Genomic DNA, 19,077 nt, shown 5'->3' on the forward strand with positions numbered 1-19,077 from the left:
TGATCGGAAGAGGCATCGGTGCAGGCAGGGTTGGCGGCTATGCGCCTGCAACGCGATGCAAAGCGGACGTTAAAGAGAAGGTTCTATGGTTTCGACATCGAGCACCACGAAGCGCTTGTCCGTGGCCCAATGCTCGATTTCGCAATACTTGACGCCGACCTCGGCAACGCATTCCTGGAATTCGGTTGCTTCGCTGGGATCACGAAATTGGTAAATCACATCACCGGCTTGTACTTCGGTGGCAGATACGCGATTGGTATGCATACGGAATCCTCGCTATCGATAGCTTGCGGTATTGGACGCTTGGGGAAGTACATCAAAACACATCCCAGCGGAACGGGATTGCGGCGCATCAGCAATCCATCGAGGCCAGACCGTCTGCGCAGTCCTTGATGCCGTAGTCCCGTGGAAGCCAGGAAGTTAGCATTGTGCCAATATAGCTTGATGAGGAAGCGAGCACAAGACCGTCGAATAAAGCTGCTCGGATTGCTTCCGCATCAGGCACTTAGTTAAGCTGAGCTTTGCGCAAGTTCCCGCATCCTGCTGCTATTTTCAAGTTATTGCCTATAGACACGCCTATTCCGTTCCATTAAACAATTTGTTCGCGCTTCTACCGCATGCTGCTTGCGAAGTTTGCAGAGATGCCAGACGGCAAGGCTTCGCATGGACCGGTGGCGCGATGTGCAGTACAATCCGCCGCGTCATTGGGGAGTAGCCGCCCTTCACCACCGAAGGGGCTTGCGTCAACACACTTGGCCGTTCGGCCATGGCGCCAGCGGTTCCAGAACTTGGCAAGACCTTTGACCATATGCCTGCATTTGGCCGGACGGGCATATGGTCATTGGTGAGTTCCGGCCAGGAACTGAATGCATGAAATACCTCCGCCCTCCGTACAAACACGCCTCACGCCCCCCCTTCTCCGTTGATTTCGACCCGGTCGCCGCAGGGCCGGCATTGTGGCTACCGACGTCGTCGGCTGTTTGCAAGGACCGGCCATGATGCTGACCGTCGTGCTGCTGCTTGTCTCCGCGCTGGTGATCTATCTGTCCTGCGAATATTTCGTCAACGGCATTGAGTGGGTCGGCCATCGTTTCGGCATGACCCAGAACGCGGTCGGCACGGTGCTTGCCGCTTTCGGCACGGCGCTGCCGGAAAGCGTTGTCACCTTTGTCGCGGTGGCTTTCGGTAATGCACCGGATTCCAAGCAGATCGGGGTGGGCGCGGCCCTTGGCGGACCGCTGGTATTGGCCACTGTCGCCTATGCCGTGGTCGGCATCACTTTCCTGCTGTCGAAGAACCGCTTCCCCTGGCCCACGGTCATGCGTTCCGTGGAAGGCATGCTGGCCCGAGACCAGAAATGGTTCATGGCGGTCTTCGTGTTCAAGATCGCCCTTGGCCTCGTCGTCTTTGCGTACAAGCCGTGGCTGGGCATTCCCTTTCTGATCGCATATGGCTTGTACGTGCGCAGCTCGATGACGCAGGAGGGAGAGTGTGCAGTCGCCGAAGATCTTGAGCCTTTGAAGTTGCGCCCTCGTGATGCCGAGCCGTCCACTGCCTGGGCGCTGCTGCAGACCGGCGCGGCGCTGATAGTGATCTTTTTCGCGTCTCAGCTTTTCGTGCATCAGCTCGAGGCCATTGGTCCCTGGCTGGGCATTCCACCGCAGCTGGTTGCTTTGTTGCTGAGTCCGGTGGCCACCGAGTTGCCGGAAACCTTGAATGCGGTGATCTGGGTCAGGCAGCAAAAGCCCGATCTGGCGCTGGCCAACATCAGTGGCGCAATGATGATCCAGGCCACGATACCGAGCGCTCTGGGCATATTCTTCACGCCCTGGCTGCTGGATAAGTCGCTGGTCTGGGCCGGCGTGGTGACGATGATGTCCATCGCCGGCATCTACTTCGCATTGCGCAGCAAGCGGCTTTCGGCGCGCGGCTTCGCATCGTTTGGCCTGCTTTACGGCGTGTTCGCGCTTGGACTGCTGATTACCACACGCTGAACGTTTCCATCAGTTTCAGCTGACTAGCGTGTCGAGCGCCTTCTGCTGCTCGAGCAGAGCGAAGAAGGCCTCGGGCGATACCGGTCGGCTGAAAAGGAAACCCTGGAACTCATCGCAGTCGCATTGTTTCAGGAAATCGACCTGTTCCACGGTTTCCACGCCTTCCGCCACGACGCGCAAATCCATCACCTTGCTCATCGCGACGATGGCATGCGTGAGTGCATTCGCATGCGTATCGCCCGGCATGTCGCGAATGAAGGAGCGGTCGATCTTGATCGCATCCACCGGCAATTGCTTCAGCATGGACAGCGAAGAATAGCCGGTGCCGAAATCATCCAGCGCGATGCGCATGCCCTGCTTGCGCATCGCCTTCAGCAAGGCGATGGTTTGCTCCATATTTTCCATCGCAGCGCTTTCGGTCAGCTCGAACTCCAGGCGCGCGCAATCAATGCCGGTCCTGGCGATGACAGATACGACATCGTTGTAAAAGCTGCTGTCCGCCAATTGTCGGGCGGAGAGATTTACCGAGACGTTCAGCTCACCGAAACCATGTCTGGCCCATTCGTTATGCTGCAAGCAAACGGTTTCGAGCACCCATCTGCCGATGGGAACGATCAGACCGCTGTCTTCAGCAACCGGGATGAAGTCACATGGTCCCAGATTGCCGAAGCCCGCAGGCTGCGCATTCCAGCGCAAGAGGGCTTCGGCGCCAATGATGCGGCCACTGGCTGCGCAAACCTTTGGCTGATAGGCCAGCGTGAATTCCTGCCGTTCCAGCGCCTGGCGCAAGCTCGACTCGAGCATGAAGCGACGCTCCATGTGCGACTGCAGTTCTTCGCAATACAGCTGGCAATTGTTCTTGCCATGGCGCTTGGCCTGGTACATCGCCATGTCGGCATTCTTCATCAGCGAGGTTTCATCTTCCCCATCGTCCGGGAAGATGCTGATGCCGATGCTTGCGGTGATGCGAAACTCCGCGCCGGCGATGCGATGCGGAAGCTGCAGCGCATCGAGCAGTTTCGCCGCCAGCGCTTCCAAGTGGCTTTTCTCGCGCAAGTCCTCCACGAGAATGACGAATTCATCGCCGCCCAGGCGGGCCGTGGTATCGCCCACGCGCACGCATTCCTTCAAACGCGTCGCCACGCTCATGAGTAGCTCGTCGCCAGCGGCATGGCCAAGCGTGTCATTGATGTGCTTGAACTCGTCGAGGTCGATGAAGAGCAGGCCGAGCGCAGTCTTGCGCGCCGAAGCCTGCGCAATGGCAGCGCCGAGCAGGTGGCTGAACATCCTGCGGTTCGGCAGCGTGGTCAGATGGTCGTAGTAGGCGAAGTATTCCGTACGCTCGGCGCTGAGCTTGTGCTGCTGCACCTCGTCGGCGAGACGAATGTTCATCAGGCGCAGCTGCTCCGCGTTCGCCGCGAGACGCTCTTCCTTGTCACGAAAGCTCGCTTCCATCTTGTCGGCAAGGCGATTGATGCAACCGGCCAGTTCCGCCACCTCATCTTCGCTGGCGATATTCACCCGGGCATGATGATTGCCTTGTATCAGCGCTTCGATTGCTCCCTGCAGGCGCTTGAGCGACGCAATGATGGAGCGGCTGATATGGCTGCTCAGCGCATAGGTGATAGCGAGGAACAGCGCCAGCAGCACGACGATGAACCGGATAAAGAGATGCACGCTCTCCATCAGCTCGTCATAGATGGCGGTGTATTCCAGTGCCAGGGCGCCGACGATTTCCGAATTCGAACGGGATTGATCGCGCCGCAACGGGATGACCACCAGCTTGTTCGACTCCTTCAGGCTGGGATTGTCTTCGACGAATTTTCCGGGGCGTCCTTCGTTCATCGTCGTGGCAATCACGCCCGCACGATCGTAGGTGAATCTGGAACCGATTTCGTCGGCGTCGGAATCGGCGACGATGCGCATGCTGCGGTCGACGACGAAAACATCGCGCTTTTGCAGCGCGTGTACCTTCATGATGTGCTGCTGCAGTTCATCGACATGATCGAGCGGATCGACGATGCCATTGTTGGCGATCATCTCGGCCACATGCTCGGCTTCCAGGACTGCGGCATCGGTAGCCATCCATGCATTGAGCAGAATGGTCGCAAGGCCGAATGCGCAGGCAAGGCCGGTGAAAGCCGCGAAGTTGATGATCAGCTTGTCCCGTATCGTTCTCTTGCCCATGTCGTTTCTACTCAGATGCCATTACGCATCGCTGCCAGTAATAGGCTTGGTATCGACAAATTGCAAAGATTCTTTAACGAGCAGGATTTACAAATCGTCAGCTTTCGCGAACTCTCAGGACAATCGGAACACCGCAATCGCATGCACGAGTTCATCAGCCTGTTCCCGCATCTTCGCCGAAGCCGATGCGGCCTCCTCAACCAGCACGGCGTTCTGTCGCGTGACGCCTTCCATCTGCATGACCGCGTCGCTCACCTGGCCAATACCCTTGCCCTGCTCCGCCGACGCGGTCAGGATGCCGGCCATGATGCCGGTCACGCGATCCACGCTTTCCACCATGTCTTGCATCGTCGTGCCTGCCTCGGTGGCAAGCTGCCTGCCGGCGTCGATTTGCGCATTGGAGGCGCGAATCAGCTCGCCGATTTCCCGGGCCGCCGTGGCGCTGCGTTGCGCCAGGCTGCGCACTTCCTGCGCCACCACCGAGAAGCCGCGACCAGCCTCGCCGGCGCGTGCGGCTTCGACCGCGGCGTTCAGCGCCAGGATATTGGTCTGGAAGGCGAAGCCGTCAATGATGCTGACGATTTCGCTGATGCGCCGGGAAGAGTCGGCGATGCTTTCCATGGTGCGCACGACTTTGCCAACCGCTTCGCCACCGCGCGTAGCCACGCTGGATGCCGACTGCGCCAGACCGTTCGCCTGCCTCGCGTTCTCGTCGTTGCGGCTGACCGTCGAGGTGAGCTGAGCCATGGCTGACGCGGTCATCTCGAGTGCGCGAGCTTGCTGCTCGGTACGCGTCGCGAGTTCCATGTTGCCGCCCGCGATCCGGGCCGATGCCGAGCCGATCTGCTCGCTGCCTGTCTTGATGCGGCTGACGACTTCACGCAGGTAGGCGGTGATCCCATCCATGGCCTTGAGCAGTCTGCCGACTTCGTCATCGCTCGCGCTTGACAGCCGCACCGTCAGATCGCCATGCGCAAGACGCTCGGCTGCTGTCTGTGCCGCGGCGAGCGGTCTGCTGACCATTGCGCGAATGAGGAAAAACAGCATTGCCGCCAGGCCAGCCAGCGCAACCAGGGCCAAGCTCAGGTAGAGATTGCGGGTTTGGTGCGCTTCGCGCGTCAGTTCATCCACATGCGCGGCACCAACGACGAGCCAGTTCCATTCCTTGTACAGATCCAGGACTGCGATATCGTCGCGCTCCCTGCCATCCGGACCGGTAGAGGTGTAGCGCATCTCGCCCGACTTTTGCGCAAGCATTTCCCTGGCTGCTTCGGCTGCCTTGCCCTTGCTGGCTGCCAGCGCATTCGCGCCTTCCTCCGTTGGATGCACCAGGTAATTGCCCGCATCCTTGCCTTCCCTGGCATTGAGCACATAAAAGAAGCCGGTGTCACCGATGCGCAGCGCCTTGATCTTTTGCTTGAGGGCGTTCATGTCAGCCGAGATGTCTCCGCCGACATAGAGCGCGCCGATGACCGCGTTCGATGCGTCGCGCACCGGCGCGTATTCCGCGATATACGGTTTGCCAAACAGGCTGATGATGCCGCGGTAGGTTTGGCCGGCCAGCAGCTTCGCATAGGCCGGGCTGCCATGGTCAAGAACCGTGCCGACCGCGCGCTCGCCGTTTTCCTTCTTGACGGAAGTCGAAACCCGGATGAACTCATCGCCCTTCCTGACGAAGACTGTCGCGGTCACGCCGGTCATCGAGGTATAGCGGTCTGGAATGTCGTAATTCAGGTTGATGTCTTGCGGTCCGCTGCGCAGCATCGGCACCGTATGCTCCCCGACGCGCACGCTGCGCGAGGTATCCAGCGAGAAGCTCGCGGGATAGGAGGCGGCAAATACCTTGCCGAAGCGCTCCACGTTGCTCATTGCCGAGCGGTGGAACATGTCCATCATGTTGACGACGCTATGGGTTTCCTGCGTCAGTGTCGTTACCGCGGATTTCTCCAGCATGCGCGAGTAAGCCGCTGTCTGCGCCAGCACGAAGCCGAGGAACACAAGGCTGGCTGCGACAAAAGTGCAAAGCGTGGTTTTCGCTCCGAGGCTCATGGCACGGAAACGCATGGAGGCGTTGAACATAGAAAGCTTCCGAGATGATGAATGGAAAGGAAAGCGAGAGCGGCTTGGCCATCTACCGGGCATTTTGCGAAAAAACTTGCCCGAGATCAACACATTTGTGAGGACTTTCTGTTAGCGACGCGCAACAGTTAATATGCTGCAACATATTGATGGTGATCGCTTGAAACAACGGAGGGGCGTGCTCTCGCCGGCACCATTTCCACGCTTCAGTCAAAGCGACGCAGTTCAAACACTTCCGCATACGGCAGTGCGCTGCCCATTGCCTGTGCTGCCGCACGATTCACCGCGAGGACGCGCTGATCGAAGCCGTGACCGCGAGTCTTCAAATTGCGCTCCTGTTGCGAGCGATGCAGCCTCAACAGCTCCGCTTTCCAGGCCGCCTCTTCCTCGTCGAAATCTGTGTGCAAGTCGATGCGCATCTCCAGTGTTTTTGCATCCTGAGCCAGAAAAGCGAGTACTTGCAGACGATGCATGTGCGCGATCGTGACAAAGCGTTCATACGTTCGACGATGGGTACGGTTGCTATCGTTGCAGTGTGGAAGAAAGACAAGGTCGGGGCGACGCTGCAGCAGATAGGTTTGGAGTCGGTCCAGGTCGACCGCGTCCCGGTCGGGATCGTCTTCGTTTTCCCACAGGTGCAGAAACTGCAAGCGTTCCTCGGGTAAGCCGAAATGGGCGCAACTGCTGCGCTGCTCCGCTTCACGGACCTGTGCCTTTGCTTGCCGATCTGTGATGCCATTCCATCCATCCTCGATGCCATTGGCGCCGGTGGTCAGCACCGCGACATGGATGGCATGCCCGCAGGATTGCAGTCGGCGCAGCGAGACAGCAATTGCGTCGAAATCATCGGGATGCGGTGCGAGAACGACAACCGTTTGCGGCGTCGCGAATTGCAGTTCTTCGAGGGTGCAGGGTTTTTGGACAGACATGGTCGCTAATCTTTTCCCGGTTGATTCAAGGGTCGAACGATTCTATCAACCGCTTTGCGCGCACGTCCCTGCTTTGCCGGCATTACCTTACTGAAATCGCATGGCGTCCTGGCAAGCGCCCCGCACCGGAGCAGCAAATGCCGGCAGCGCGTTTCTGAAACGGTATATGCGCAATCTGCCTAACGAGATTTGAGCTCACTAACCCAAAGTTTCGGCTCTTTCGTAACGCAAGAAGAATGCTCACCAACCATCCGTTACCAAATGCAAATGCAAAAGCAGACGCCAGCAAAATATTTCACAAAAGAGAACTTGTTAAAAAGTGCAACAATTGGTTAATATCGCACACACTCAATATGAGGAGCAGCTAGCGCGCAAGTTTCATTCGTTGTCTTGAACATGGATTACAGCGTCATACGGCAGGCATAAAAATAATAATGCAAATCTCCAATACGCTTCTTCTTGATATTTACTACAGTGCGCAGCACGCTTCTTCCCGAGATTTCAGTATTCATGCGTTGAACGAATTCAGAAAAATCGTTCACTTTGATTCCGCAGCGATTGTCGACTTTTCGAAGACACCCGAATCGCTGATCTCGATCAATGGTATTCATCTCCACGATGCGCCGAAGGAAAAGCTCGTCGAACGGCCAAAAATCTTTGGCTCAGAGAAGCTCAATGCGAATGGTCGCCTTTCCAGTGGCGATTTCGTGCTGAGCAAGGCGCTCAGCCAGCGCAACCAAAGCGTCGCAGCCGATCTGACCTCCATAAGCGATCAGACTATTGCGAACTACTGCAGGAAATACGATACGTGGCATTCGCTGACTTTCGTGTCGAATACCTCCGCGAACGGCTTGATTCCGACTATTGCATTTTGGCGCGCCAGCAAATCCGGTTCGTATTCTGCGAAACATCAATATCTCGCCAATATCGCGCTGCCTCATTTGCTGCAGGCTCGCGAGATCAATCGGCGCCTAATACCGCATTCCTCGCCAGACACGACTACCAGCGCAATGGCCCTGGCAACCGAGGATGGCTGTCTGGACTTCGTATCGCCGCAGACGCTGCGGCTGCTGCAGCTCGAATGGCCTCAATGGACACCGCCACTTCTGCCAGGCACCCTGCTCAATACCATCAAACAGACAAAAAGCTTGTCTTTTCGAGGACGGCGCATTGATGTCAGGGCGAATATTCAGGGCAATATGCTTTGCCTGATGATTCGTGCTCGCTCCCCGTATGCGAGCCTTACCGAGGCTGAGCGTCGTATTGCGAAATGCGCCGCGCTAGGCATGCAATACAAGGAAATCGGCAAGCAATTCGACATTTCTCCCGCGACTGTGCGCAATCAATTGCATGCGGTTTACAAAAAGCTTGGCGTCGCGAACAAAACTGCGCTGGCCGTGGCATTGCGTTCTACGGGCTTTTCCCCCGAAGACCAGGAACGCTTCTGAAAGCCCCTTGCCACACACTGCAACACCAAACGCAAAATGCGGCGAAACGAATGTCATTTCCTGCCGGTTGATGCGCACGCACGCCCAATTGATTTGCGCATAAATTGAAGCTCATGCTGGAAAACGAATAATCCATTCCCTCGCCTTCCGACGGTCACTCACTAAGCCGATGTCTTTCTTCACTGGATTCACTGGCTTCTACGGAATTTCGTCTTCCCAGCTTTGCATGGCGTGATACTTGGCGTGTGTTATTCAAGTATCCGCGTGGAACATCTGTTCCATGGAAAGCGGTATCCCCACGACTTAATATCTGCTCGAAGAGAAAGCCACGGCGCTGAGTCATGCCGGCTTTTCTGCCATTTCCATTTCCAACCTCGAACAGAAGCCATGCGTAAAACATTGACGATTGCCACAATTCCTTTCTTGCTTGCCGCATGCGGCGGAGGCGGCAGCGACAACTCCACGACAGCCTCAACGGCTGCAAGCTCTGTAGTGCTGAACGGACAAGTGTCGGACGGGCCGATCGCCGGCGCGAAGGTTTGCCTGTTTTCTGATGGCACACAGGTCCGCGATGCGAGCGGCGCGGCAATCTGCTCCGGCAATACGGATGCGCAAGGCAACTACAGCATGACGATCCCAGGCAATCTTCCGAGCGGACTTTTGACCCTGGTTGCCAGCAATGGCGCGAGCATCAAGCTGACTTCCACGTTGGGCGCATCCACCAGTGTGCTGCAATCTGCGGACAGTACAGGAAATGTGACATCCACTAAGCTGCCCGCCATCCGCATCACGCACTTCACGACAGCTGACTCAGTGCTCGCCGATACCAACAACGATGGCGTGGTCTCGCAAGACGAGTACAAGGCCTACGTCGCGAATTACAGCCAGACCCGGCAAGTCGCCGCCATCATCAAAGCCGCCATCGATTACAACCAATCCGCCACGCTGATCGGTGGTCAGACGGGCGATACCCTGTTGCTGGCGCGGGCTGCCGCAAGAAACGGCACGCTGGGAACATCGAACAAAACAGCGGCGCAATGGCTTGCCGATCCGGCCAACGCCAACATCATCGCGGCTGTCGATAGTGACGTCGCTACAGAGTTGGCTGGAAAATTCGCGAATTACCAACTGTCCACCGTGGTAACGGGATTCAAGATTCCTCCCGCAGTGAGCGCGAATGGCGGCAGTGCGACCATCCACTGCGAAATCAATACGAACAATGAGTCCGCAACCGTCCAGCTGGTATTCGATGCCGCACGTGGCATCGTTATCCTGCGACACGACGGCATCGACGTCACGGGCAGCTACAACGCTCAGACAGGCGCCATCAACCTGACGGAAAACGATGCGTTTGCGCCGACGATGACAACTCCCAGCGGCATTACCTACTACTCCGAAGGCTATTTCAAACTGAACGGCACACTGAATGCGTCAACGGGAAACATCGCCGGTTCCTACTCCGAGTTGACCGCAAACACCTGGTCGGTGGATTCAAGTCGTGAGGAATGCAGCGCGACGGGAAGCGTGACGCTTACCAAGCTGTAATCGGCAACGAGCCTGTGCCGGCGCCGGGACGCCGGCACGGGTTCCCGAAACTGCGGTGCTTGTGACTGCGGCCGGCTGTTTCACGCGATGCGATAGGCCGACCTCATAAAACTTGAGGGTGCTACATCGCCATCGCTGGAGACGAGAAATGTACAGCACAACAGCGGCTCAAAGACATCAGGAGCACAAGGCGATCGCAGCATCAAGGAATAGGCGGTATCGGACGTGCGCTTATCAACGGAAACATACCGAGACTGGACCGTGAACCTGGCAATGCGTTTGAAAAGGAAAGCGACGCGTCACGGACTGCCACTCCTGCTCGCGGCCGTGGCTATCGGCTTCACAGCAGTAGCGCACCGCGCGACAGGTAGCGTTCCACAAATTCGCTACGCTAGCGAACTCGCCATGGCGCGCTCCCATTCCTATCAGACCACCAGCACCGATTTGCACCCGAATGAGATTCCATGGGTTTTCGACGGTAAATACCCGATACGCGGCACGGTGCTGGATAGCTGGATCGCTGATACCCCCGCCAACAGGAAGTCCTGCAATACGACCTGGGCGAACGAAACGTCGTACATCGGTTTTTGCCGAGGGCTCGCCACCAACCAGATCGCGGCGGTACTGCTAACGGGGATCGATGGCAAAAGCTTGGCCTTTGTACCGGTGAATAGGATTGCCGATCTGCACGCGGGAGATGAAGTGATCATCCGCATCACTGCGGTTGCGCCCGACGGCAGGCTCGAGAAACTGCCATCACTGTTGAATGTGGTGCGATGGGATAAGCGTACGCCGCGCAAAGCGCCGACTTAGCGCGTCTTCGCCGCTCGCAGGTAAGCCAGCGTGAAAGCTTGCGTTGTTTGTGAAGCAAAAAAACGAAAGCCCCTGACGGGGCTTTTTGTCTTTGGCGGAGAGAGGGGGATAGACCTTCCTTCTCTTAAAACCCGTTTAAAATCAAATGGTTGGTAGCTGGTTGACGAAAAAACTCCGCGTTTTTTGCTACCAAATATGCTACCACACATCAAACCACGAAAAACGATATAAACAGTTTATACGATTGATTTAATGCGAAGCGTAGGTCCCTTGGCGGGTATGGAAGGCGAAAGCCTTCAAAAAGGAGAGCGAGAAGCGCTTGTATAAATTCAACCTTCATTATTTGCGTTTGAAACCCCATCATAGGTTTTTTTATATAAATCGTATTTGACTTTATCGCCACGAAAGAAAAGGTTATAACTTAAGTATAAAGCCCTGCCTTTTCTTACCAAAACCTTCTTTTCTTCTAATGATTTAATCACTTTTGAAATATTTGAAGGATCTATTTTGGTCTTTTCGGATAGTGTTTTATTATCGAAAGTTAGCAAAACATTGCCGTAAGTATTACTTTCATTCAAAATAGAATAAATAGCCAAACACAACTTTAACTCATTCTGAGTTAAGTTGTTGCTATTCAAAAAATCCAGAAAATCATTGAAGAAAGTTTGAACATATGGTTTATTATCGTATTTGGAAGTTTTAACTTCTAGCCCCTTCTTTTGATAAATAACTTCCAAGAAGTTCATAAATTTGACTTTTTGCTCAGGAGTATACAAGTCATTCAAGATAATATAATCACGGCTTTTAATATAGCCCTTATTAATATTTAAGATTTTATTAAATTCTAAAACATCACTTTCAGAAGTTTCCTCATCGGTGAAAGTTTCAATAGTTTTTTCAATGTCCATAACTTCCATCTTTAATCCCCTAGTAAAATTTACCCAAATATAGTAAATATAACTAGAAAGTCAAGCCTTCTACTAGGTTTTTGATTTACTAGATTCTTGCTTAATCTAGTAAAGATTGACTAATCCAAATTGCGAAGCCGTTTAATATAATAAGAGAGAAAAAAGAAACTCAATAAACATGAGGGTTTCAAAGAGTCGGCCTAGTAGAAATCTACTAGAATCTAGTTAGTTGCTACTAGATTACTAATTTCTAATTCGACTTAGTAGAAAGTTACTAGCTTTTGCCTGTTGCTTTTGATTTTTATTCTGTTTTAATAAATATAGTACCGACTATATTTACCTGCGGTAAATGCGGCCACTGCGTGGAGCTAAAACCAAAGGCAAAAGTCAAAAACAAAAAGGACAAAGGCAGAAAAATGACAGCGCAGTTTATTCATGTGGAGACTTATTCACTCGTTGAAAGCAAAAAAACACGAGTGAAAAAAGTCAAAGGCAGTGATGGAAATTTGGTTAACGTAGAACAGAAAAAAACCAAAGGCACCATTAGTTCAGTTGTTGCCGAAGGCATGAGACAACCTGATTTTTGCCTGCATATTTCAGATCCCCAAGACGAAATTATTTACCTTTATCAAAATGAGGAAACCCTTGGCCGAAAATTCGGCTTAGGTGATATCGAAAGCTACTGCCAAAAAGTCAGAGATGAGAACAAGGACGAACTGGGCAGGAAGCTCCGCACCGACGCAAGCATGTTGCTTGCTGGCGTGGCGAGCTTCAAGAGAGAGGAAGATCAAACAATGGAGGACTGCATACAGTCCGACCGCTTCCAGGTCTGGATGCATGAAACCCTGGAATTCTTGGAAGAAGAATATGGGAAAAACCTGAAGGTTGTGAAGTTGGATTTTGACGAAGGCCATCCTCATTTGCATTTTTACGCAGTAAATGACAATGGCTCAGCCAAGAAACTTCATGATGGTTTTTCAGCTACTGACAATTTTAAAAAGGAAAATAAGGAAGAATATAAAACCACCGACAAAGAAAAACTGAAAGCTTTAAAGCTGAAAGAAAACTATGTTTATAAAAGTGCTATGAAAGGCTACCAAGATAGATACCAAGCACATATGAAAAAGGTTAAATACCTAAAATATGGACCGCGAAGATCAAGAGACTCAAGGGACGGATGGCTGACAAAGTCAGCCAATAATAAAACTTCATTTGCAAATGAAATGATGGCAAATAGCCTATTGGCTGAAGCTACCGAAAAACATGCAGAAGCAAATAGCATGGTTCAAAAAGCCAAAGCTTATAAGCAGAAATATAAAAGCCTTTACAACCAAATTAAAGATAAAGCCATTTATCACATTGCGTTATTTTTCGCAAAAAATGAAGCAAAAAAAGCCATTGAAAAAGCAGAAGCTGAAGTGGAAAAAATAGACAAAGAAAACCAAAAGCTTATGCTTGAACTGCAAAAATTGCAGATAGAAAAAGAAGACTCTTATAAAGGCATGAAAGAAAAGCTTGACAAAAAGGAAGAGGAAAAAAAGAAGCTTGAAGAAGAATTGGAAATGACAAAAGCACAGCTAACAGCTAATATTGGCAATAGTTTGAAAAAAGAAATCAAGCCAAAATGATCGGATCAAACCGCCTGCGGCAGCCGGGTCATTAATTTGTTCCAAATTAAAGACCAAAAAAAAGACCCCACAGGGTCTTCGGTGTATTTATTTAAAATTTTGTCCTTATCAGTCCTGCCATCATCTCAAGCTGAAATAAAGACTTTTTCAAAATCTCCGCCAACATCTCTACAGTAAATTCATTACTATAAAAAGTATTGTTAATATCATCGATTTCGTGACCGATATATTGGCAACGAGCCTCGTAAGGAATTCCCGTATTTTTCAGAAAATCATTGCAGAATTTTCGCAATGAGTGAAATACTAATTTTGGGCGATCAATTCCCAACTCTTCCAAATGTCGCTTGAATTTCTTGCCAACAGCATTGCCTGAACCTTTGCCTAAGCGAAGCTTATATTTAAAAATTTGCTCTTCTTTATCGGCAATAAAATCCTCAAGGCCATTGATGAACAATCGATCCGAAATGGGAATCGATCTCACACCTGCCTGAGTTTTACTGTCGTTGATTTTGATATAACGGATACCCGATTCTGTCACTTTAAACTGTTGTTTAGTGAGAGAAGTAATCTCGGAAATTCGGCATCCCGTGATCAATCCCAACACAAGAGTCCAATAATAATCAGGATCATCTTGCTTGGCAGTTTTCAGAAAAGCGCTGTCAAAGATTTCTGTTATTTCTGACCTTTGAAAAATAGCATAACCTGTCCGCTTTTTTTCTTTATTAGACAACAATTTTCTTTCCTTGGCAGGATTGTCCGAAAACATATAGCCTTGCGTAACAGCGAAGTTGAAAATACTCCCAAGAACCGAAATTTTATTATCAATCGTTCTTGAAGTATTTCCTTTGTTTGCCAAATATTCTTGGTATTTTGTTACATCAATTTTCCCAATATTTGAGATCATTGGATTCTTGAGAAACTGCGAAAACTCAGTAACAGCTTTTCGATACGATAAAATTGTAGCTTGTGAAAGATGGGGTTTCACTAAAAACAATTTTTCTAAAACTTCAGGCATAGTCAAACCAGTCTTTTTCTTTTGCTGTGGCTTTTCCGTAGAAGTTTCAGGTTCAACTTGGCTAATCCCGATACCTTTAATACTTTTTAGAGCTTCCATCATCATCTGATGGTCCTCAGGACCGTCAGCCCGATAAATGCCTTTAGAGATATCTATCTCATATTTCCGAACATTGCTGAGGTCAAAGCTATCGGGGTTGACAATTTTAGACAAAATAAACTCCATCATGCGCACGGCACGAATTATTGCAGTTTTCTTGTCTTTTGTCTGAAGGGAACGCTTGAGTTGCTTGCCAGCAACCCGTGTATGAAGGTAGTAAGAACTACCTCGGAGGTAGATCGGAAGGTTTAGCATTTTGGGCTTGCTACCAAAAATGCTACCAACCTCGACGCCGTTTTTCTTAAAAACTCTTTAAAATCAACGGCTTAGATGACCTGGCGGAGAGAGGGGGATTCGAACCCCCGATAGGCTATGAACCTATACACGCTTTCCAGGCGTGCGACTTAAACCACTCATCCATCTCTCCTGCATCGAACATGCGGCGCGTGCGCTGCCGTGTTCAAAGAAGGCGCGATTATAGCAAAACTTCCCGGAAACACACGAGCTTTTGTGCGAGGTTCTGTCACGATGTTTCATTCGATCGCGCGACGCCGATGCTAGGCTTATCGCTCCAGTATCGGCGTCGCGTCCTTCTGCTTACTGCGCCTGCTTGAGCTGATCGAGGATCGCCGGGTTCTCCAGCGTGGAAACGTCCTGCGTAATTTCCTCGCCCTTGGCCAGCACGCGCAAAAGTCGGCGCATGATCTTGCCCGAGCGGGTCTTCGGCAGGTTGTCGCCAAACCGCAGTTCCTTCGGCTTGGCGATCGGTCCGATTTCCTTGCCAACCCAGTCGCGCAACTCCTTGGCAATGCGCTTGGCATCCTCGCCGGTCGGCCGCGCCTGCTTCAGCACGACGAAGGCGCAGATCGATTCACCAGTGGTTTCATCCGGCTTGCCGACCACGGCGGCTTCCGCCACCAGCGGATTGGCCACCAGCGCCGATTCGATTTCCATCGTGCCCATACGGTGCCCCGAGACATTCAGCACGTCATCGATGCGGCCCGTGATCGTGAAATAGCCATTGTCCTTGCCGCGCACTGCGCCATCACCGGCCAGATAGGTCTTGCCGCCCAGCTCCTCGGGGAAATAGCTCTTCTTGAACCGCTCCGGATCGTTCCAGATCGTGCGGATCATCGAAGGCCACGGACGCTTCACCACAAGGATGCCGCCCTGCCCGTTCGGCAGATCGTTGCCGGTCTCGTCGACGATCGCCGTCGTGATGCCCGGCAGCGGCAGCGTGCAGGAACCCGGCACCATAGGCGTGGCGCCCGGCAGCGGCGTGATCATGTGGCCACCGGTCTCGGTTTGCCAGAAGGTGTCAACGACTGGGCAATGCTCGCGGCCGATGTTCCGGTAGTACCACATCCAGGCTTCCGGATTGATCGGCTCGCCGACCGAGCCCAGCAGGCGCAGGCTGGACAAATCGTACTTGCTCGGATGCACGTTCGCGTCGGCGTCGGAAGCCTTGATCAGCGAGCGGATCGCGGTTGGCGCGGTATAGAAGATGGTGGCCTTGTGGCGGGCGATCATGTCCCAGAAGCGGCCGGCGTTCGGGAAGGTCGGCACGCCTTCGAAAATGATTTCGGTGGCGCCTACTGCCAGCGGACCGTAGGTGATGTAGGTATGACCGGTGACCCAGCCGATGTCGGCGGTGCACCAGAACACGTCCTGCGGCTTGATGTCGAAGGTCCATTTCATTGTCAGCATCGCCCACAGCAGGTAACCGCCGGAGGAATGCTGCACGCCCTTGGGCTTGCCGGTCGAGCCCGAGGTGTAAAGGATGAACAGCGGATGTTCGGCGCTCACCCATTCCGGCTCGCAGGTCTGTGGCTGGTTGGCAGTGACATCCTGCATCAGCAGGTCACGACCCTCCACGCGGTTGATATTGCCGCCAGTGCGCTGGTAGATCACCACATTCTTCACTGCTTCGCAGCCACCCATGGCGATCGCTTCGTCAACGATGGCTTTCAGCGGCAAATGTTTGCCGCCGCGCACCTGTTCATCGGCGGTGATGACAGCGACCGCGCCGGCATCAATGATGCGTTCCTGCAGCGATTTGGCCGAGAAGCCGCCGAAGACCACCGAATGCGTTGCGCCGATGCGCGCGCAGGCCTGCATCGCGACCACGCCTTCGACTGACATCGGCATATAGATGACGACCCGGTCGCCTTTCTTGATGCCGAGCGACTTCAGGCCGTTGGCGAACTGGCAGACCTTTGCGTGCAGTTCGCGGTAAGTCAGACGCGTGACTTCTCCGCCGTCGGCTTCGAAGATGATCGCGGTCTTGTCGGCATTGCCGTTTTCCAGGTTGCGATCAAGACAGTTGTACGAGACGTTGAGCTCGCCGTCGGCGAACCACTTGTAGAAAGGCGCTTCGGATTCATCCAGAGCCTGAGTAAATGGCTTGTGCCATGCGAGGTTTTCACGGGCCATGCGGCTCCAGAAACCTTCATAGTCGCGCTCGGCTTCATCGCACAGCGCGCGGTAGGCATCCATGCCCGAGATCGCGGCATTCGCGACAAACTCCGCCGGCGGATTAAAGACGCGATTTTCCTGTTTCAAGCTTTCGATCTCTGCCATGAGTGTCTCCTTGAGAGTTAAGTTATTCCGGCGAAGATAAAGCGCCTCACTTACTTCGCCCTTACATTGTCCGAAGCATAATATCGAAGCTTGGTTCGCGAAGCCATGGCCGAGGACGCATCGCGGCTTGCGGTGTAGAATGCCGGCTGCTTCACTGCCGCGATGGCGCTGCGGTTTCCCGCGGCGCACTTCCAAACCGAGCGTAGCGGCGCCGGCGCGAAAGCCGCGACGGCGACACGGCTTTCGCGCAGGACCGCCATCGCCCGCAGCGACCAGCATCCCTTCAAAACTCCGAAGCCATCATGACCACCATCATCAAGCAAGACGACCTGATCGAGTCCGTTGCGGCGGCACTCCAGTACATCAGCTATTACCATCCGGTCGATTACATCCAGCACCTGGCGCGCGCCTATGAATCCGAGCAGAGTCCGGCAGCCAAGGATGCGATTGCGCAGATCCTGACCAATTCGAAGATGTGCGCCGAAGGCAAGCGTCCACTGTGCCAGGATACCGGCATCGTGAACGTCTTTCTCAAGATCGGCATGGACGTTCGCTTCGAGGGCTTTGCCGGCTCGATCGCCGACGCTGTCAATGAAGGTGTGCGCCGCGGGTATAACAACCCGGACAACATGCTGCGCGCGTCCATCGTGGCCGACCCCCAGTTCGAACGCAAGAACACCAAGGACAACACCCCGGCCGTCATCCACATGGAAGTGGTGCCCGGCAATAAGGTCGACGTGCAGGTCGCGGCCAAGGGCGGCGGCTCGGAGAACAAGACCAAGTTCGTGATGCTGAACCCGTCCGATTCGCTGGTGGACTGGGTGCTGAAGACCGTGCCGACGATGGGCGCCGGCTGGTGTCCTCCTGGCATGCTCGGCATCGGCATCGGCGGCAGTGCCGAGAAGGCCATGCTGATGGCGAAGGAATCGCTGATGGAAGACATCGATATGTATGAACTTCTGAAGCGTGGGCCTCAAAACAAGACCGAGGAACTGCGTATTGAGCTGTTTCAAAAGGTCAATGCGCTGGGCATCGGTGCGCAGGGCCTGGGCGGCCTGACAACGGTGCTGGACGTGAAGATCCGCATGTATCCGACACACGCGGCGTCCAAGCCGGTCGCGATGATCCCGAACTGTGCCGCAACCCGCCATGCGCACTTCGTGCTCGACGGCTCGGGTCCGGCTTACATCGAACCGCCTGCGCTGTCCGAATGGCCGGAAGTACGCTGGACCCCGGACACCGAGAAGTCCAAGCGCGTGGACCTCAACACCTTGACGAAGGAAGAAGTCGCTTCGTGGAAACCGGGCCAGACCCTGCTGTTGAACGGCAAGATGCTCACCGGCCGCGACGCCGCGCACAAGCGCATTCAGGACATGCTGGCTCGTGGCGAGAAGCTTCCGGTAGATTTCACCAACCGCGTGATCTACTACGTCGGCCCCGTCGATCCGGTGCGCGATGAAGTCGTTGGCCCGGCGGGCCCGACCACCGCGACGCGCATGGACAAGTTCACCGACATGATGCTTGAGCAGACTGGCCTGATTTCGATGGTAGGCAAAGCCGAGCGCGGCCCCGCGGCAATTGAGTCGATCAAGAAACACAAGTCGGCTTATCTGATGGCTGTTGGCGGTGCGGCTTACCTGGTGTCCAAGGCAATCCGGGATGCCAAGGTCGTCGGCTTCGAGGATCTCGGCATGGAAGCCATCTATGAATTTGATGTGCGCGACATGCCGGTCACGGTGGCGGTTGATTCCAACGGCGTGTCGGTGCATAACACCGGCCCGCAGGAATGGCAGAAGCGCATCGCTTCGGATACCAGCCTGTCCCGCATCCCGGTGACCGTCGCTTAAGTTGC

At 53.8% G+C, this 19,077-nt stretch carries 13 protein-coding genes, 1 tRNA gene and 1 riboswitch; of the genes, 6 read left to right on the forward strand and 8 right to left on the reverse strand.

The genetic code is table 11. The features are described from left to right. Positions 1–69 precede the first annotated feature (69 nt). Complete coding sequence (locus JJB74_RS16935; RefSeq protein ID WP_200593643.1) at positions 70–264, reverse strand: hypothetical protein; 195 nt, start codon at positions 262–264, stop codon at positions 70–72. 429 nt (positions 265–693) lie between these two features. Next, a riboswitch (yybP-ykoY riboswitch) is annotated at positions 694–864 on the forward strand. A 131-nt stretch (positions 865–995) separates the two neighbouring features. On the opposite strand from JJB74_RS16935, the gene JJB74_RS16940 reads away from it, so the two are divergent. After that, positions 996–1,994 (forward strand): sodium:calcium antiporter, encoded by a 999-nt coding sequence (locus JJB74_RS16940; RefSeq protein WP_200593645.1) that lies wholly within the window; start codon positions 996–998, stop codon positions 1,992–1,994. A gap of 15 nt (positions 1,995–2,009) precedes the next feature. Here the strand turns inward: JJB74_RS16940 and JJB74_RS16945 are convergent, their stop codons facing one another. From JJB74_RS16945 to JJB74_RS16955, 3 genes are all read right to left on the reverse strand, one after another. Beyond that, on the reverse strand, positions 2,010–4,181 hold the full coding sequence (locus JJB74_RS16945; RefSeq protein ID WP_200593647.1) for a putative bifunctional diguanylate cyclase/phosphodiesterase: 2,172 nt from the start codon (positions 4,179–4,181) through the stop codon (positions 2,010–2,012). Positions 4,182–4,295: 114 nt separating this feature from the next. Then, entirely contained in the window at positions 4,296–6,260 is a 1,965-nt protein-coding gene (locus JJB74_RS16950) for a methyl-accepting chemotaxis protein (RefSeq protein ID WP_200593649.1), read from the reverse strand. 206 nt (positions 6,261–6,466) lie between these two features. Further along, entirely contained in the window at positions 6,467–7,189 is a 723-nt protein-coding gene (locus JJB74_RS16955; RefSeq protein ID WP_200593651.1) for a PIG-L deacetylase family protein, read from the reverse strand. A 434-nt stretch (positions 7,190–7,623) separates the two neighbouring features. On the opposite strand from JJB74_RS16955, the gene JJB74_RS16960 reads away from it, so the two are divergent. From JJB74_RS16960 to JJB74_RS16970, 3 genes are all read left to right on the forward strand, one after another. Beyond that, positions 7,624–8,637, forward strand: a complete 1,014-nt coding sequence (locus tag JJB74_RS16960) for a helix-turn-helix transcriptional regulator (RefSeq protein ID WP_200593653.1) — start codon at positions 7,624–7,626, stop codon at positions 8,635–8,637. A 387-nt stretch (positions 8,638–9,024) separates the two neighbouring features. Then, positions 9,025–10,182, forward strand: a complete 1,158-nt coding sequence (locus JJB74_RS16965) for an EF-hand domain-containing protein (protein WP_200593655.1) — start codon at positions 9,025–9,027, stop codon at positions 10,180–10,182. Positions 10,183–10,443: 261 nt separating this feature from the next. Beyond that, the gene (locus JJB74_RS16970; RefSeq protein WP_200593657.1) at positions 10,444–10,995 is read left to right on the forward strand and encodes a hypothetical protein; all 552 of its coding nucleotides are present in this window, start codon (positions 10,444–10,446) and stop codon (positions 10,993–10,995) included. Positions 10,996–11,324: 329 nt separating this feature from the next. Here the strand turns inward: JJB74_RS16970 and JJB74_RS16975 are convergent, their stop codons facing one another. Next, entirely contained in the window at positions 11,325–11,912 is a 588-nt protein-coding gene (locus tag JJB74_RS16975; protein WP_200593659.1) for a hypothetical protein, read from the reverse strand. Positions 11,913–12,265: 353 nt separating this feature from the next. On the opposite strand from JJB74_RS16975, the gene JJB74_RS16980 reads away from it, so the two are divergent. Continuing rightward, positions 12,266–13,531: a hypothetical protein gene (locus tag JJB74_RS16980; RefSeq protein WP_200593661.1), complete on the forward strand. Its 1,266-nt coding sequence runs from the start codon at positions 12,266–12,268 to the stop codon at positions 13,529–13,531. Between the two features lie 91 nt (positions 13,532–13,622). Here the strand turns inward: JJB74_RS16980 and JJB74_RS16985 are convergent, their stop codons facing one another. From JJB74_RS16985 to acs, 3 genes are all read right to left on the reverse strand, one after another. Beyond that, positions 13,623–14,900 carry a tyrosine-type recombinase/integrase gene (locus tag JJB74_RS16985; RefSeq protein ID WP_200593663.1) on the reverse strand — a complete coding sequence of 426 codons (1,278 nt, stop codon included), beginning with the start codon at positions 14,898–14,900 and terminating at the stop codon, positions 13,623–13,625. Between the two features lie 81 nt (positions 14,901–14,981). After that, a tRNA-Ser gene (locus tag JJB74_RS16990) sits at positions 14,982–15,072 on the reverse strand. A gap of 170 nt (positions 15,073–15,242) precedes the next feature. After that, positions 15,243–17,225: an acetate--CoA ligase gene (gene acs, locus JJB74_RS16995; RefSeq protein ID WP_200593665.1), complete on the reverse strand. Its 1,983-nt coding sequence runs from the start codon at positions 17,223–17,225 to the stop codon at positions 15,243–15,245. A 302-nt stretch (positions 17,226–17,527) separates the two neighbouring features. Here acs and JJB74_RS17000 point away from each other — a divergent pair, with 302 nt between their 5' ends. Continuing rightward, positions 17,528–19,072, forward strand: coding sequence for a fumarate hydratase (locus JJB74_RS17000; protein WP_200593667.1), 1,545 nt, complete (start codon positions 17,528–17,530; stop codon positions 19,070–19,072). Positions 19,073–19,077: the final 5 nt, after the last annotated feature.

Origin of the sequence: Noviherbaspirillum pedocola (genome assembly GCF_016632335.1) — a bacterium.
In the GTDB taxonomy this organism is placed as follows: domain Bacteria; phylum Pseudomonadota; class Gammaproteobacteria; order Burkholderiales; family Burkholderiaceae_D; genus Noviherbaspirillum_A; species Noviherbaspirillum_A pedocola.

Excerpts from the sequence above, each read along its gene's own strand:
- JJB74_RS17000 (WP_200593667.1), top strand. The coding sequence starts at position 17,528 with ATGACCACCATCATCAAGCAAGACGACCTGATCGAGTCCGTTGCGGCG.
- JJB74_RS16945 (WP_200593647.1), bottom strand. The coding sequence starts at position 4,181 with ATGGGCAAGAGAACGATACGGGACAAGCTGATCATCAACTTCGCGGCT.
- JJB74_RS16935 (WP_200593643.1), bottom strand. The coding sequence starts at position 264 with ATGCATACCAATCGCGTATCTGCCACCGAAGTACAAGCCGGTGATGTG.
- JJB74_RS16960 (WP_200593653.1), top strand. The coding sequence starts at position 7,624 with ATGCAAATCTCCAATACGCTTCTTCTTGATATTTACTACAGTGCGCAG.
- JJB74_RS16975 (WP_200593659.1), bottom strand. The coding sequence starts at position 11,912 with ATGGAAGTTATGGACATTGAAAAAACTATTGAAACTTTCACCGATGAG.
- JJB74_RS16955 (WP_200593651.1), bottom strand. The coding sequence starts at position 7,189 with ATGTCTGTCCAAAAACCCTGCACCCTCGAAGAACTGCAATTCGCGACG.
- JJB74_RS16940 (WP_200593645.1), top strand. The coding sequence starts at position 996 with ATGATGCTGACCGTCGTGCTGCTGCTTGTCTCCGCGCTGGTGATCTAT.
- JJB74_RS16965 (WP_200593655.1), top strand. The coding sequence starts at position 9,025 with ATGCGTAAAACATTGACGATTGCCACAATTCCTTTCTTGCTTGCCGCA.
- JJB74_RS16950 (WP_200593649.1), bottom strand. The coding sequence starts at position 6,260 with ATGTTCAACGCCTCCATGCGTTTCCGTGCCATGAGCCTCGGAGCGAAA.
- acs (WP_200593665.1), bottom strand. The coding sequence starts at position 17,225 with ATGGCAGAGATCGAAAGCTTGAAACAGGAAAATCGCGTCTTTAATCCG.
- JJB74_RS16985 (WP_200593663.1), bottom strand. The coding sequence starts at position 14,900 with ATGCTAAACCTTCCGATCTACCTCCGAGGTAGTTCTTACTACCTTCAT.